This is a genomic window from Pseudomonas sp. MRSN 12121, from assembly GCF_000931465.1.
Taxonomy (GTDB): Bacteria; Pseudomonadota; Gammaproteobacteria; order Pseudomonadales; family Pseudomonadaceae; genus Aquipseudomonas.
Genome location: NZ_CP010892.1, coordinates 366,635 through 381,322, shown reverse-complemented (window position 1 = coordinate 381,322; position 14,688 = coordinate 366,635). Strand labels below are relative to the sequence as shown.

Annotated in this window: 15 protein-coding genes and 1 tRNA gene; 9 read left to right on the top strand and 7 right to left on the bottom strand. The window is 63.7% G+C overall.

Going from position 1 to position 14,688, the window contains the following annotated elements; genetic code table 11:
* Nucleotides 1-35: 35 nt before the first annotated feature.
* Nucleotides 36-1,433: a GABA permease gene (gabP, locus tag TO66_RS01680; protein ID WP_044460687.1), complete on the bottom strand. Its 1,398-nt coding sequence runs from the start codon at nt 1,431-1,433 to the stop codon at nt 36-38.
* Between the two features lie 565 nt (nt 1,434-1,998).
* Here gabP and TO66_RS01675 point away from each other — a divergent pair.
* The 5 genes from TO66_RS01675 to TO66_RS01655 all read left to right on the top strand — a co-directional run bounded on the left by TO66_RS01675 (nt 1,999) and on the right by TO66_RS01655 (nt 6,331).
* Complete coding sequence (locus TO66_RS01675; RefSeq protein ID WP_044460686.1) at nt 1,999-2,772, top strand: ABC transporter ATP-binding protein; 774 nt, start codon at nt 1,999-2,001, stop codon at nt 2,770-2,772.
* Between the two features lie 13 nt (nt 2,773-2,785).
* Nucleotides 2,786-3,541, top strand: a complete 756-nt coding sequence (locus TO66_RS01670; protein WP_044460685.1) for an ABC transporter substrate-binding protein — start codon at nt 2,786-2,788, stop codon at nt 3,539-3,541.
* Nucleotides 3,542-3,618: 77 nt separating this feature from the next.
* On the top strand, nt 3,619-4,314 hold the full coding sequence (locus tag TO66_RS01665; protein WP_044460684.1) for an ABC transporter permease: 696 nt from the start codon (nt 3,619-3,621) through the stop codon (nt 4,312-4,314).
* Nucleotides 4,311-5,000 (top strand): ABC transporter permease, encoded by a 690-nt coding sequence (locus TO66_RS01660; RefSeq protein WP_044460683.1) that lies wholly within the window; start codon nt 4,311-4,313, stop codon nt 4,998-5,000. Before TO66_RS01665 ends, TO66_RS01660 begins: the two co-directional genes overlap by 4 nt.
* A 119-nt stretch (nt 5,001-5,119) precedes the next feature.
* Nucleotides 5,120-6,331: a methyltransferase gene (locus tag TO66_RS01655; RefSeq protein WP_044460682.1), complete on the top strand. Its 1,212-nt coding sequence runs from the start codon at nt 5,120-5,122 to the stop codon at nt 6,329-6,331.
* Nucleotides 6,332-6,429: 98 nt separating this feature from the next.
* On the opposite strand, the gene TO66_RS33815 is transcribed toward TO66_RS01655, so the two are convergent.
* On the bottom strand, nt 6,430-6,564 hold the full coding sequence (locus TO66_RS33815; RefSeq protein WP_256242294.1) for a hypothetical protein: 135 nt from the start codon (nt 6,562-6,564) through the stop codon (nt 6,430-6,432).
* A gap of 122 nt (nt 6,565-6,686) precedes the next feature.
* On the opposite strand from TO66_RS33815, the gene TO66_RS01650 reads away from it, so the two are divergent.
* The 3 genes from TO66_RS01650 to TO66_RS01640 all read left to right on the top strand — a co-directional run bounded on the left by TO66_RS01650 (nt 6,687) and on the right by TO66_RS01640 (nt 8,208).
* Nucleotides 6,687-7,508: an FkbM family methyltransferase gene (locus tag TO66_RS01650; RefSeq protein WP_044460681.1), complete on the top strand. Its 822-nt coding sequence runs from the start codon at nt 6,687-6,689 to the stop codon at nt 7,506-7,508.
* Between the two features lie 77 nt (nt 7,509-7,585).
* A tRNA-Thr gene (locus tag TO66_RS01645) sits at nt 7,586-7,661 on the top strand.
* A gap of 157 nt (nt 7,662-7,818) precedes the next feature.
* The gene (locus TO66_RS01640) at nt 7,819-8,208 is read left to right on the top strand and encodes a cytochrome c family protein (protein WP_044460680.1); all 390 of its coding nucleotides are present in this window, start codon (nt 7,819-7,821) and stop codon (nt 8,206-8,208) included.
* Nucleotides 8,209-8,290: 82 nt separating this feature from the next.
* On the opposite strand, the gene TO66_RS01635 is transcribed toward TO66_RS01640, so the two are convergent.
* From TO66_RS01635 to TO66_RS01615, 5 genes are all read right to left on the bottom strand, one after another.
* Nucleotides 8,291-8,968, bottom strand: a complete 678-nt coding sequence (locus TO66_RS01635) for an RES family NAD+ phosphorylase (RefSeq protein ID WP_044460679.1) — start codon at nt 8,966-8,968, stop codon at nt 8,291-8,293.
* Nucleotides 8,968-9,378, bottom strand: a complete 411-nt coding sequence (locus tag TO66_RS01630) for an MbcA/ParS/Xre antitoxin family protein (protein ID WP_044460678.1) — start codon at nt 9,376-9,378, stop codon at nt 8,968-8,970. Before TO66_RS01630 ends, TO66_RS01635 begins: the two co-directional genes overlap by 1 nt.
* Before the next feature lie 176 nt (nt 9,379-9,554).
* Nucleotides 9,555-10,844 (bottom strand): OprD family porin, encoded by a 1,290-nt coding sequence (locus TO66_RS01625; RefSeq protein ID WP_044460677.1) that lies wholly within the window; start codon nt 10,842-10,844, stop codon nt 9,555-9,557.
* Nucleotides 10,845-11,077: 233 nt separating this feature from the next.
* Nucleotides 11,078-11,473, bottom strand: a complete 396-nt coding sequence (locus TO66_RS01620) for a nuclear transport factor 2 family protein (protein ID WP_044460676.1) — start codon at nt 11,471-11,473, stop codon at nt 11,078-11,080.
* Nucleotides 11,474-11,501: 28 nt separating this feature from the next.
* Nucleotides 11,502-12,197, bottom strand: coding sequence for a DsbA family protein (locus TO66_RS01615; protein ID WP_044460675.1), 696 nt, complete (start codon nt 12,195-12,197; stop codon nt 11,502-11,504).
* 269 nt (nt 12,198-12,466) lie between these two features.
* On the opposite strand from TO66_RS01615, the gene TO66_RS01610 reads away from it, so the two are divergent.
* Complete coding sequence (locus TO66_RS01610) at nt 12,467-14,551, top strand: TonB-dependent siderophore receptor (RefSeq protein ID WP_044460674.1); 2,085 nt, start codon at nt 12,467-12,469, stop codon at nt 14,549-14,551.
* The last annotated feature ends 137 nt before the right edge of the window (nt 14,552-14,688 follow it).

Below are 14,688 nucleotides of genomic sequence, written 5' to 3'. Positions count from 1 at the left end.
CACTGACAGCGGCCTTTTGTCTTACCGGGAGTGACTCAGGCGCGGCTCAAGACACCGGCCGCCTGCTTCTCCAGCCGGCGCCGACGCGCCACCAGCAGGCCCGCCGCGATCACGACGATGCTCAGCAGGCCGGTGGCGATGATTTCCATGCGATGCGCTTCCTGGAACAGCATCACGGTCAGCACCCCGACGATGAACAGGATCACCGCGTAGGTCAGGCCCGGGAACAGCCACATGCGGAAGGCGATCTGCTCGCCCGCCGCCGCGCGCTTCTGGCGCATGCGCAGCTGCGACACCGCGATCACCAGGTACACCAGCAAGGCGATGGCGCCGGAACTGGCCAGCAGGAACTCGAACACCGCGGCTGGCGCTACATAGTTGGCGAACACTGCGAGGAAGGCCGCGGCGGTGGACAGGATCACCGCCCAGTAAGGCGTGCCGCTGCCGTTGGTGCGCTTGGCCGCGGCCGGGGCGTCGCCGCGCTTGCCCAGGGAGAACAGCATGCGCGAAGCCGTGTAGAGCGCCGAGTTCAGGCAACTGGTCACCGCCACCAGCACCACCAGGTCGACGATCAGCTTGGCGTTGGGAATGCCCATGCGATCGAGCACGGTCTGGTAGGAGCCGACCTGCGCCAGACTCGGGTCGTTCCACGGCACCAGCGACACGACGATAAAGATCGACACCAGGTAGAACAGGCCGATCCGCCAGATCACCGAGTTGGTGGCCTTGCTGATCTGCTGGCCGGGGTTCTTCGACTCGGCGGCGGCGATGGTGACGATCTCGGTGCCCATGAACGAGAACATGGTGGTCAGCATGGCGGCGAGCACCGCGCCCATGCCGTTGGGCAGGAAGCCCTGGGTATCGACCAGGTGCGACACGCCGCTGACAGTGCTGCCCGGCAGCAGGCCGAAGATCGCCAGCAGGCCGAGCACCACGAAGCCGATGATCGCCACGACCTTGATCAGGGCGAACCAGAACTCGAACTCACCGTAGTTCTTCACGCTGAACAGGTTGGTGGCGGTCAGCAGCAAGGTGATCACCAGGGTGAAGGCCCAGATCGCGATGTCGGGGAACCAGGCATGCAGGATGGTCGCGGCGGCGTTGGCCTCCAGCGGGATCACCAGCACCCAGAACCACCAGTACAGCCAGCCGATGGTGAAGCCGGCCCAGTGGCCGATGGCACGGTCGGCATAGGTAGAGAAGGAACCGGTGTCCGGCGAGGCAACGGCCATTTCGGCCAGCATGCGCATCACCAGCACCACCAGGGTGCCCGCGGCCGCGTAGGCCAGCAGCACGGCGGGGCCGGCCTCGGCGATAGCGTGGCCGGAGCCGACGAACAGCCCGGCGCCAATTACCCCGGCGATCGACAGCATGGTGACGTGCCGCGGTTTGAGCCCCTGTTCGAGGTCATTGGAAGTATGCGTACCGCTCATTGAAACTACCTTTGCGAAGAAAGCGAAAGCGTCCACCCGATCCGGCATTTCCTTTCACACGAGCAGTCGTAAAAAGAAACCAACGGGGCGTTCTTTATTTCTTACGCAAGATTTGCGCCAAAATGTTACAGAGTCCCGCCGCGCCCCGCCTGCATAGACGACGGACGGAGCGACGCAAGTCCTTGAGATTAATGGCCTTGCGCCAGAACGTTACCGCGCCACCCACTTCCATAACGAACCGGCGCACCAGAAACACACACAAAAAGTGCGTCACGCGCAATTAAAGGGCGGATCAGCAACCTTTGGCCGTTTTACCCTTCCAACACCCGGCCAAAGCTGGCAACATCGCGCCTTTTTTTACGCGACACCCGCCGGGAACAGGGTTCAAACGGGCGTTCGGTTGTTGATGGCGCGACAGTCTGCTGTGCCGATGCGACAACCTGTCACACGCCGTTCGCTTACCCCCCGTAGCGCTGTTGGCTGTCATTCGAACGCTATGCTAGGTTGGCGCCTCGCCAGGAAAGCCGCTACCAGCAGGAGCGCAATGAACTCATGAGGACCGCACATGGCTGAGGCCACGCCCGCGCTTGAAATCCGCAACTTGCACAAACGCTACGGCTCGCTGGAGGTACTCAAGGGTATCTCGCTGACCGCACGCGACGGCGATGTGATCTCGATCCTGGGTTCCTCCGGTTCCGGCAAATCGACTTTCCTGCGTTGCATCAACCTCCTGGAAAACCCGCACCAGGGCCAGATCCTGGTAGCCGGCGAAGAGCTCAAGCTCAAGGCCGCCAAGAACGGCGAGCTGATCGCCGCCGACGGCAAGCAGATCAACCGCCTGCGCAGCGAAATCGGCTTCGTGTTCCAGAACTTCAACCTCTGGCCGCACATGAGCGTGCTCGACAACATCATCGAGGCGCCGCGCCGTGTGCTCGGCCAGAGCAAGGCCGAAGCCACCGAGATCGCCGAGGCCCTGCTGGCCAAGGTCGGCATTGCCGACAAGCGCCACGCCTACCCTGCCCAGCTGTCCGGCGGCCAGCAGCAACGCGCCGCCATCGCCCGCACCCTGGCGATGCAGCCCAAGGTCATCCTGTTCGACGAGCCGACCTCGGCGCTGGACCCGGAAATGGTCCAGGAAGTCCTCAACGTGATCCGCGCCCTGGCCGAGGAAGGCCGGACCATGCTGCTGGTCACCCACGAAATGAGCTTTGCCCGTCAGGTCTCCAGTGAAGTGGTGTTCCTGCACCAGGGCCTGGTGGAAGAGCAGGGATCGCCACAGCAGGTGTTCGAGAACCCGCTTTCGGCCCGCTGCAAACAATTCATGTCCAGCAACCGCTAACGGAGCAACACCCATGCAGAGCTATAAGAAATTCCTCCTGGCCGCTGCCGCCACCCTGGTGTTCTCGGCCAATGCGATGGCCGCCGAAAAACTGAAGATGGGCATCGAGGCGGCCTACCCGCCGTTCAACAACAAGGACGCCAGCGGCCAGGTCGTGGGCTTCGACAAAGACATCGGCGACGCCCTGTGCGCCAAGATGAAAGTCGAGTGCGAAGTGGTCACCTCCGACTGGGACGGCATCATCCCGGCCCTGACCGCCAAGAAGTTCGACTTCCTGATCTCCTCGATGTCGATCACCGAAGAGCGCAAGCAGGCGGTGGACTTCACCGACCCGTACTACTCCAACAAGCTGCAGTTCATCGCGCCCAAGGACAAGACCGACTTCAAGACCGACAAGGCTTCCCTCAAGGGCAAGATCATCGGTGCGCAGCGCGCGACCCTGGCCGGCACCTGGCTGGAAGACAACCTGGGCGACGACGTCACCATCAAGCTCTACGACACCCAGGAAAACGCCTTCCTGGACCTGACGTCCGGCCGCCTGGACGCGATCCTGGCCGACAAGTACGTCAACTACGAGTGGCTGAAAAGCGAAGCGGGCAAGCCTTACGAGTTCAAGGGCGAGCCGGTTGAAGAAAGCGACAAGATCGGCATCGCCGTGCGCAAGAACGATCCGATCCGCGAGAAGCTCAACGCCGCGCTGAAGGAAATCGTGGCCGACGGCACCTACAAGAAGATCAACGACAAGTACTTCCCGTTCAGCATCTACTGATACTGACTGGCCTGCCCGGCGCCCTCCCCGAGGGCGCCGGTCCTTAGCAAAGCCTGCCGCGACTTGAATAACCATCCATGAATATCGATCTCTACGGATTCGGCCCGGCGCTCGCCGCCGGCGCGCTGATGACCGTCAAGCTGGCCCTGTCGGCGCTGTGCCTGGGGCTGGTGCTCGGCCTGCTCGGCGCCCTGGCCAAGACTTCCCCGTACAAGCCGCTGCAATGGCTTGGCGGTATCTATTCGACCCTGGTGCGCGGCGTTCCCGAACTGCTCTGGGTGCTGCTGATCTATTTCGGCACCGTCAACCTGATGCGCGCCCTGGGTGAGTATTTCGGCAATCCGGAGCTGGAACTCAACGCCTTCGCCGCCGGCGTCATCGCCCTCGGCCTGTGCTTCGGCGCCTACGCCACCGAAGTGTTCCGGGGCGCGATCCTCGCCATTCCCAAGGGCCATCGTGAGGCCGGCGTGGCCCTGGGCCTGTCGAAATGGCGGATCTTCACCCGGCTGATCCTGCCGCAGATGTGGCGCATCGCCCTGCCGGGCCTGGGCAACCTGTTCATGATCCTGATGAAGGACACCGCGCTGGTGTCGGTGATCGGCCTGGAAGAAATCATGCGTCACTCGCAGATCGCCGTGACCGTGTCCAAGCAGCCCTTCACCTTCTACATGGTGGCGGCCTTCATGTACCTGGGCCTGACCGTACTGGCCATGGCCGGCATGCACTTCCTGGAAAAACGCGCCGCTCGCGGCTTCGCGAGGAACGCTCAATGAACTGGGAAGTAATCATCAAGTGGCTGCCCAAGCTGGCCCAGGGCGCCACGCTGACCCTGGAGCTGGTGGCCATCGCGGTCATCGCCGGCCTGCTGCTGGCCATTCCGCTGGGCATCGCCCGCTCGTCGCGCCTGTGGTACGTGCGTGCCCTGCCCTATGCCTACATTTTCTTCTTCCGCGGCACGCCACTGCTGGTGCAGCTGTTCCTGGTCTACTACGGCCTGGCGCAGTTCGACGCGGTGCGCAACAGCGCAATGTGGCCCTACCTGCGCGATCCGTTCTGGTGCGCCACCGCCACCATGACCCTGCACACCGCGGCCTATATCGCCGAGATCCTGCGCGGGGCGATCCAGGCCATTCCGCCGGGCGAGATCGAAGCCGCGCGGGCGCTGGGCATGTCCAGGCCCAAGGCGCTGTTCTACATCATCCTGCCGCGGGCGGCGCGCATCGGCCTGCCGGCCTACAGCAACGAAGTGATCCTGATGCTCAAGGCCAGCGCCCTGGCCAGCACCGTGACCCTGCTGGAACTGACCGGCATGGCCCGCACCATCATTGCCCGCACCTACCTGCCGGTGGAGATCTTCTTCGCCGCCGGGGTGTTCTACCTGCTGATGTCCTACGTGCTGGTGCAAGGCTTCAAGCTGCTGGAACGCTGGCTGCGCGTCGAGCAGTGCCAGGGCCGCTGACACGCCTGTAGGAGCGAGGCTTGCCCGCGATAAAGACGCCGCGGATTATCTGAAACACCGCGTCATCGTTCATCGCGGGCAAGCCTCGCTCCTACGGACCACACCCCGAGCCACCCGTCATGCCCACCATCCTCCAAGGCCCCGAACTTCTCACCCGCTTCCAGGCCCTGGATCGCTTCCTGCTCGAGCATCAAGCCCTCTGGCGCCCACGCCCCTTCACCCAGCGCCAGCTGCCGTGGGAACCCCAGCACCCCGAACTCGCCCAATGGCTGCGCCAGCGCAGCCTGGACGAGGCCGAGGCCAGCCACAACCACCCCGAACAGCTCGATGCCCCGGCGCCATTCCCCGCCCTGGCCCGGACCGCCGCCACGCTCGCCGCCGTGGCTGAACTGCCACAGCAGGCGCAGCCAGCCGTCCGCCAGCGTCTCAGCGTCGATGTACCGGGGCGTAAATGGCAGCAGATCGAAGCCTTCGCCGCCTGCCTGGCATTCACCCAGGCGCCGGGCCACTGGCTGGACTGGTGTTCGGGCAAGGGCCACCTCGGCCGGCGCCTGCTGCAACCGGGACAACAGCTGACCTGCCTGGAATACGACCCGGCCCTGGTCGCCAGCGGTCGGCAACTGAGCGAACACCACCATCTGCCGGCCACCCATCTGCAGCAGGACGTACTGGCCGCCGACGCCGCTGCGCGCCTCGGTGCCGGGCACACCCCCGTAGCCCTGCACGCCTGTGGCGACCTGCATGTGCGCCTGCTGCAACTGGCCAGCGCCGCGGGTTGCCAGCAACTGGCGATTGCCCCGTGCTGCTACAACCGTATCAGCGCCCCTGGCTATCAGCCGCTCTCGGCGCCCGCCAAAAGCTCGGCCCTGCATCTGTCCCTCGACGACCTGGGGCTGCCGCTGAGCGAAACCGTCACCGCCGGCGCCCGGGTCCGCCGCCAGCGCGACCGCTCGATGGCCCGGCGCCTGGCATTCGACCTGCTGCAACGCCAGCTGCGCGGCGTCGACGACTACCTGCCCACGCCGTCGCTGCCCGCCAGTTGGCTGGACAAACCCTTCGCCGACTACTGCCGGGACCTCGTCGCCCTCAAGGACTTATCCACAACCGGCGCGCAGGACTGGCCGGCCCTGGAAGCCGCCGGCTGGCAGCGCCTGGCCGAAGTGCGCAACCTGGAATTGCTGCGCGGCCTGTTCCGCCGGCCCCTGGAGCTGTGGCTGGTGCTCGATCGCGCGCTGTTTCTGCAGGAACAGGGCTACCGCGTGCAACTGGGCACCTTCTGCGCGGCACCGCTCACCCCACGCAATCTGATGCTGCTGGCGGAACGCGGATAGCTTGGATCCATCATCCTATGCAGCCTGTGGATAACTCTGTTGATGAATCCTCGGAAAAGCCCCTGAAAGTGCCCGCTACACGCCCGATCCACGACTGATCATTTTTTGTTCACATCTATAAACCAACGGAAAAACAGCCAGTTGCGGCCCATTGAGAACGGCTTCACAAAATCGGCCGCCACCGCCGCCCTGCCGGCCATCGATTGTGCATAAGCATTAATACCAAAGGACATAACCGCCGAAATCCGGCATCGCCGGGCCGGCAAATTGCGCCTCGTCGCGGCGCTTGTTATACAGACGCAGGCGCTCGCGGGCGTGCCCATGGCCAGACCTTGGTGACAGACGGGAAAAGACAGTGACGTTCATTTCTTATGCACAGAATTTCGAAGACATCCGCCTGTGGCGCGCGCTCAAGCACGTGGAAAACGGCTTCTATATCGATGTCGGCGCCAACCATCCCACCGACGACTCGGTCACCCGCGCCTTTTACGACCGCGGCTGGAGCGGGATCAATGTCGAGCCGGTCCCCGCTTACTACGAAGCCCTGCGCCAGCAACGCCCCCGCGACACCAACCTGCAATGCGCCGCCGGCGACAACGCCGAGGCCCTGACCTTCTACAGCATCGCCGACACCGGCCTGTCCACCCTCGACCCGGCCATGGCCCGGCAGCACCGGGACGCCGGCATGCAGGTACAGACCCAGACCGTCAGCTCGCGCACCCTGAGCGATATTTGCGCGGCCCACGTCACCGGACCCATCCACTTCCTCAAGATCGACGTCGAAGGCCACGAAGAAACCGTGCTGCGCAGCATGGACTTCAACCGCTGGCGGCCCTGGATCCTGCTGATCGAAACCCCATGGGAACGCAACCAGACCTGGGAAACCCTGGTCAGCGAGGCCGGCTACCACCCGGTGGTGTTCGACGGCATCAACACCTTCTACCTGGCCGAGGAACACCTGAACCTCAAGGGCGCCTTCGATATCCCGCCGTGCAACCTCGACGAGTTCCAGTTCAACCCCGGCCACCGCTTCGTCGCCCCCGCCACCGAGCTGGAACAGGCCCTGCTCGCCGAACGCCAGCGCGCCGACCGTGCCGAAGCGCAACTGCACGCCCTGCGCAACAGCCGCTCCTGGCGCGCCATCGAAAAACTCAGAAAAGTGCTGGTCCGCGGCTGACCCCCGCCGCCCAGCAAAAATAGTCAGATTTCAGGGGTTTACAGAACCCCGTCAATCGCTATAATCGTCGCCCACACGCCGGTATAGCTCAGTTGGTAGAGCAACTGACTTGTAATCAGTAGGTCCCGGGTTCGATTCCTGGTGCCGGCACCATACAAAACAAAGCCCTCGCAGCGATGCGAGGGCTTTGTTGTTTCTGGGCCACTGGCCGGCGTGCCTCGACCCTCTTCCAGCTGCTGCGCAGTTCTCCATAGCCATGTTCAAATAGCCCCGCCTTTTCCCCCAAGCCCCACCCGCCCCGGAGCCGAACATGAAAAACACCATCGCCATGACCCTGGCGCTGCTGCTCAACCTGCTGTCATTCCATGCCCTGGCGGATGCCGCGGGTGATGCCGAGGCCGGGGGCAAGTTGTTCAAGCGGATCTGCGGTGGCTGCCACAATATCGGGCCTTCGGTGCGCAGTTCCTTCGGGCCACAGCTCAATGGCGTTGTCGGGCGCACGGCGGGGAGCGTGGCGGACTATCAGTATTCCGAGGCGATGAAGTCGTCCGGCATCGTCTGGACCCGCGACAAGCTGGTGGCCTACCTCGAAGATCCGAAGGGCGTGGTGCCCGGCACGCGGATGATTTTCTGGGGGCTGAGCGATCAGGAGAAGATCGATAATCTGCTGGCTTATTTGCAGACCTTCCAGGCGCAATAAAAGGTCGCGTCCCGCTTGGCCCCGGACGGGACGCCGAGCGCCGCAGAGCTGCACGGCGGCTCCAGGGCTTGCGCCCAAGACCTCACACCTCACTCACCTCGAACACAAACGAAATCCTCTTGCTGCCGGCATTCCACACGTAGCGCAGGTGCTTGCCCTGCTTGGGGATCGACACCGCCGGCGGGCGGAAGGCGGCGATGCATTCGTGGCCGTCGAGGCGCACGCTGTTGTACAGCAGGCCCCAGGAGCGGGCGTCGCGCAGTTCGCGGGCGAAGGCCTGGGCGGCGCCATAGCGGGTGGGGTCGGGGTCGTGCAATTGCGGGTGACCGCTGCGGATGTCGTGCAGGGGCTGGAGCACCTGGTTGACGTAGGTGCGCATGGTCAGCTCCAGGTCCGGCTCGTTGGTCGCGGCGAGGAACCGCTCCTGGTGGTAGCAGGTTTCGGAGATGGCTGCGGCCTGGCTGCTGGCGGCGTAGTACACCCCGTAACTACCGTCGGTGAAACGGCTGGCCTTGCCAACGTGGGTGAAGGCGGCCATGACCGGCGTCGAGCCCGGGCCCGCGACGCGGTCCTCGGGCAGCACCCGCGACAGCTCGCCGGCCTGTTCGCGCAGGCGGTCGTTGGTCAGGGCTTCCAGGGCGTAGGCGGTTTGCAGGTCCTCGGGGTCGAGCACGTCCTCGAACAGACTGATCGGCGGAAAGCAGCTGTTGACGATCCGGTAGGCCCGCGGCCATGCCGGCAACACCTGTTGCGGCGCCATCAGCCGCGCACACCGTCGAGGTAGCGACGCACGTCGGCGATATCCACCACGCGGCCGGCGAGCATGTAGTCGAGCGCGGTCCGGCCATTGAACGGCGCGGCCGTGTTCGGGCTGCTGACCCACTGATAGGCGCGTTCGCGGCTGTTGCTGAAGATGATGCTCAGCGCCTTGTGAATGCCCATCAGGTAGGAGATGCGTTCCAGGGTGTCGTGGGGCAGGCGCACATTGGCCGGCAGCTGCTTGTACTTGTACAGCGTGGTATTGCCGACCTTGCCCAGCAGGGTGCGCTGCTGCTCGGCACTGCAACCCCAGAGCTGCATGAGGTTGAAAAAGAACTTCAGCGCGACTCGGCTGGCTTCTGGCGTCTCCAGGTCATGGGGAACGGCCTGGACGGTGGACGGGACGGTCATGATCGGGCCTGCGGGATCAGTGAGTGATACCTTGAGCCTAGTACACATACGAATGGATCTGTAGTTTTTGTTCCCATACGAACAAAAAGACCCTGCCCGCGCCCATGAAAAAGCCCCGAACCAGTCGGGGCTTTTTCTGTTGCCGGCCTGAAGTCCAGGCCGCGATCAGGCGTGCATCAGAACACGTTGATCGGGTAGTCGACGAACACACGCAGCTCGTTGCCGCTGTCGTTGTATTCGCTGGACTTCTGCGACACGCGCAGGATCGAGCTGCGTACCTTCACGCTCAGGTCCTTGGCCGGACCGCTCTGGACCACGTACTTGAACTGGTTGAAGATTTCGCGCTCGGTGCCGCCGGTGGACGTGGAGGTGGTGATGTTGTCGCCACGCACGTAAGCCAGGTTGTAGGTCAGGCCCGGTACGCCGAAGGCGCCGAAGTCCAGGCCGTAACCCAACTGCCAGCTGCGCTCGTCTTCGGCGTTGAAGTCGGACCAGTAGGAGTTCGCCAGGTAGATGGTGTTGCCACCATCGCCGACGCGTCGCTGCTCTTTCTGGTAGCCGCCGTAGGCGTAGCCCAGGTGGCTGTCGCCGGTGCTGCGCTGGTGTGCCAGGGTGAACGAGTGCGGGCCGGTGGCGTAAGTGGCCGCCAGGCTCCAGATCTTGTTGTCCTGGCCGCCGGCGCTCTTGAAGTCGGCATAGGACTTGTCCAGCTTGGTGCGGTAGCCGTTGAAGTCGAAGGCCAGCGACTGGTCGGTGGCCAGCGGGAACACGTAGTTCAGGTTCACGTACTGCTTCTTCAGCACGTCTTCGACGTCGGAAGCGTACAGCGAGCCCTTGAACTGGTCGGTGAACTGGTAGCTGCCGCCCAGCACGTTGATCGACTTCAGGCCACCGCTGTCACGACCTTCGGCGCTCTTGCGCGATTCGGCGGTGAAACGACCGGCGTCCAGCACCAGGCCCTTGATCTCTTTGGAGGTGATCAGGGTACCGGTGTAGCTTTCCGGCAGCAGGCGACCATTGTCGTAGCTCAGCACCGGCAGGGCCGGCATCTGGTCACCGTAGGTCAGCACGGTGTTGGACAGGCGGAACTTGACCGCGGCGCCGGCCTTGGCCAGGTCGCCGGCTGGCGACTTGTTGCCACCTTCGCTTGGCTTGAAGAAGTCGATGCCCTGGCCGCCGCTGTGGCTGCCTTTGTCCAGGCGCAAGGCGTACAGGCCGAAGGCGTCGACGCCCACGCCCACAGTGCCTTGGGTGAAGCCCGACGAGAAGGTGCCGATCGCCGCCTGGCCCCATTCACGCTGGTCGTGGTTGCCGTCTTTCTTGTCGCGATTGATGTAGGCGTTGCGCAGCAGGATTTTCAGGCTGCTGTCTTCGACAAACCCCTTGGACTCAGCCTGGTCGTTAGCCATGGCTTGAGTAGCGCTCAGAATCCCCAGTGCGATCAAACCGATCCGCTTGTTCAACATTTTATTTTCCTTATTACGGGTTGAGTACGCGCTGTGGTGTTCCTTGGAACGGCGCTTGAGCGCTCTTTTTTCGACCAGTACAAAAAGACCGCGCCGCGATAAATCGCGGCGGGCCTTGTTTGTATTGTTGTTATGGCCGTTGGCCACAGGCGTTGGCGCGAATCCTATCTGCGCCCCGAACAATGTGTCAATTTCAAGAATCGTCTGAAAATAGGCAAAAATCGTCTAAGAACTCAGCGATCCTTGATAGCCAATTGCACGGTATGGCTGTCGACGAACTGTTCGAAGTGCGTGACCTTGCCGTCCTTCAGCGTCCACAAATGCGCGACCCGGGCGTTCAGCGGTTTGCCGGTAGCCTTATAGATGCCGCTGTAGTGGCCGTAGGCGAATACCTTGTCGCCCTGGGCCACATAGTCCTCGACCGTGAAGGCGAACCCCTCCCACTCGGTGGCCAGGCGCTTGAAGACGTTCTCCACGATGGCCTCGAAACCGACGTAGGTGCCGGCATAGGGAAACCCCGCCGCTTCGGTCCAGCGCGCGTCGGCGGCCAGGGCCGCGGCGGTGTTGCGCGCGTTTTCCTGGGAGTTGGCCCCTTCGTAGGTGCTTTTGATCAGTGCCAGGTTATCCATGAATGACTCCGCAAATTGAGTGGGGGGTTCAGAGGGCGCAACCGTTGAGGCCACAGGCCTGCAGCCCGGGCGCGACTTCGCCGGCGGGCGTGCCGAAGGCCTCGCGCAGCCAGTCGGCGAACGCTTGCGGCTTGCCCAGCCAGGGGCTGATGTCGACCAGCTGGAACTGGCCGTCCTGCTCCAGGACCAGGGTCGGGAAACCCTGGCCGCCGACCCGGGCCAACAAACCGCGGCTGGCCTTGATGTGTTCGTTCAGGCTGTTCGCCGCGGCGTACTCGAACGCCTCCTCGAACTCGGCGCGTTCGAAACCCAGCTCCCCGGCCAGCGCCAGCAGCACCTCGACATCGGCAATCCGCCGCCCTTCGACGTAGTGCGCGGTCTGCAACCGCCCGAGCAGTTCCAGGCCGCGCCCGGCGAGGGCCTGCGCCGCCAGCACCGCGGCAATCGGCGGGGCCGAGTCGAAGATCGCCGAATGGTCGCGCAGCAGCCCTTCGAAATAGGCCTCGCCGAACGGCTGCCCGGTGTACTCGGCGATGCGCCGATCGTGGGGTATCACGTAATCGCGCAATTGCGGCGAAACCGGCTGGCAGTTGCGCCCGGTCATCATGCCGCCGCCATGGGCCACCACCGGCAGCACCGCCTGGGCGGCCTGCACCAGCGGCTTGGCGCCATAGCACCAGCCGCACAGAGGGTCGTAGATGTAATGCAGGGTCGCTGCCGACATGGAAAAAGCTCCTCGCCAAGGGCCGATAAATTCGATGGCGGCAGGTTATGCCCGCGGCCCGCGACAAAAAACGCCGGAATGGCTTTTAGTCTGTTTCGCGAATCGGTCGAATCGGCCGCGCAACCCTTGACTGTCCGCTTCGTATCATTCGCGACACAAATTGAAACAATCAACCGAAGGAACTTATTAAGGAATAATTAACACCAGCAAATAGCAAGCATTATCATTCGCGCCGATTGTTTTTCTCTCCCTTCTGGATGCGTCTTTTCATGCCTGCCCCCTTTCGCCTGACCCCTCTCACCCTTGGTTTCTGTGCCTCGCTGACCGCCGGTTTCAGCCTTGCCGCGCCGACTACGCTGCCGCTCACCGCCATCAGCGCAGAAGCCGATGCCGACGATCCGCGGGTCAAGGAAGTCAGCACCGCGACCCGCACCGCCACGCCGGTGCGTTATGTGCCCCAGGCCATCGACTCGGTGAAGACCAGCAACGTGATGGACTACGGCAGCAACGACCTGGGCACTGCCTTGAGCGGCGTTCCCAACGTCAGCAGCGGCGCCGACACGCGCTTCGACAGCGTGCGCATCCGCGGTTTCGACGCCAGCAACGACTTCTACCTCGACGGCGTCCGCGACGACAGCCAGTACGTGCGCGACTTGCACAATATCGAGCGCATCGAGGTGCTCAAGGGCCCCGCGGCGGTGCTCTACGGCCGCGGCAGCCAGGGCGGGATCGTCAACCGGGTGAGCAAGCTGCCCGAAGCCGGCCGGCGCTCCAGCGTCGAGGTCCAGGGCGGCAGCGAAGACCTGCGCAGCCTGTATGCCGACCTCAGCGCCGACCCGACGGACAACATCAGCCTGCGCCTGAACCTGGGCAACGAGGACAGGAACAGCTTCCGTGACGGTATCGACGGCAATCATCGCCAGTTGTTCGCCCCGTCCATGAGCTGGCAGCTGACCCCCGAGCTCAACTGGCTGGTGCAGTACGAGTACAGCCGCTACGACCGCACTCCCGACCGCGGCATCCCGGGCAACCCGTTGACCGGGCGCCCGGCCGACGTCAGCCGCAAGACCACCTACGGCGACACCCAGCGCGACTACATCAACGACCGCACCCAGTCGCTGCGCTCGCGCCTGAACTATGACCTGAACGAACAGTGGCAGCTGCGTCACACCTTCAGCCTGTTCGAGCTGGAGAGCGATTTCGAAAACACCTACCTGACCGCCTATAAACCGGCTACGGGCCTGGTAGACCGCCAGCGCTGGCAACAGGACCTGAGCACCCGCAACCTGTACAACACCGTCGAACTCGAAGGCCATGTGCAGACCTACGACATCGAGCACACGCTGCTGGCGGGCCTGGAGGTCGGCGAGCAGCGCCGCCACTCGCTGCTCAACCAGGGCGTCGGCGTGCCCCCGGCGCCCTTGGGCGGCTCCACCCCAGGCAACCAGCACAACGGCACGCTGAAGGCGTTCAGCAACAACCTGACCTATGTCGACAGCGCCGGCCTGTACCTGCAGGACCAGATCCGCCTGAACGATCAGTGGCAATTGCTGGCCGGCGTACGCTTCGACCGTTTCGAGGTGGAAACCACCAGCAAGCTTTCGGGCCTGCGGGAAAAGCAGGACAGCACCAGTACCAGCCCACGGGTGGGGGTGGTCTATACCCCGTGGAAAGATCACTCGTTCTACGCGTCCTGGAGCAAATCCTTCTCCCCGGTCGGGGGCGGCCTGATCGGCATCACGCCGGGAGCCAAGGGCAACATCAACCAGACCGATCCCGAGTTGACCCGGCAGAAAGAGATCGGGGTCAAAAGCGAGTGGCTCGACGAGCGCCTGAGCACCACCCTCGCCCTCTACGAAATCGAGCTGTACAACCGTCGCACCGAGGATCCGCTGAACAAGGGGACCTACCTGATGACAGGGCTGCAGCGTTCGCGCGGTATCGAACTCACCGCCACCGGCAATGTGCTCGGCAACTGGTATGTACGTGGCGGCATCGGCCTGCAAGACGCCACCATCGTCAAGGATGACAACGGCAATGAAGGCAAGCGCATCAACGATGTGGCCAAGCGCAACGCCAGCCTGTTCCTGACCTGGAAACCGGAACTGGGCTGGTACGCCGAAACCGGCCTGACCCTGGTCGGCGAGCGCTATGCCGACAACGCCAACACCGTGCTGCTGCCAGGCTACGGCCGCTGGGACGCCCTGGCGGGCTTTCGCCACAAGGACTGGGACCTGCGCGCAGCCCTGACCAATATCGCCGACCGCGAGTACTACAGCTCCGCCACCAGCGCCGCGCAGATCCAGCCGGGCGAACCGCGCAGTCTGGTAGTGACCGGCACCTATAGCTTCTAAGCGGAAATAGGCGGTACATCGGGCGTCCCTATCGCGGGCAAGCCTCGCTCCTACAAAAGCCCCCCTGTAGGAGCGAAGCTTGCTCGCGATGAACGCTAACGCGGTGCCTCAGCCAAACCGCATCATCCCGGTCGCGG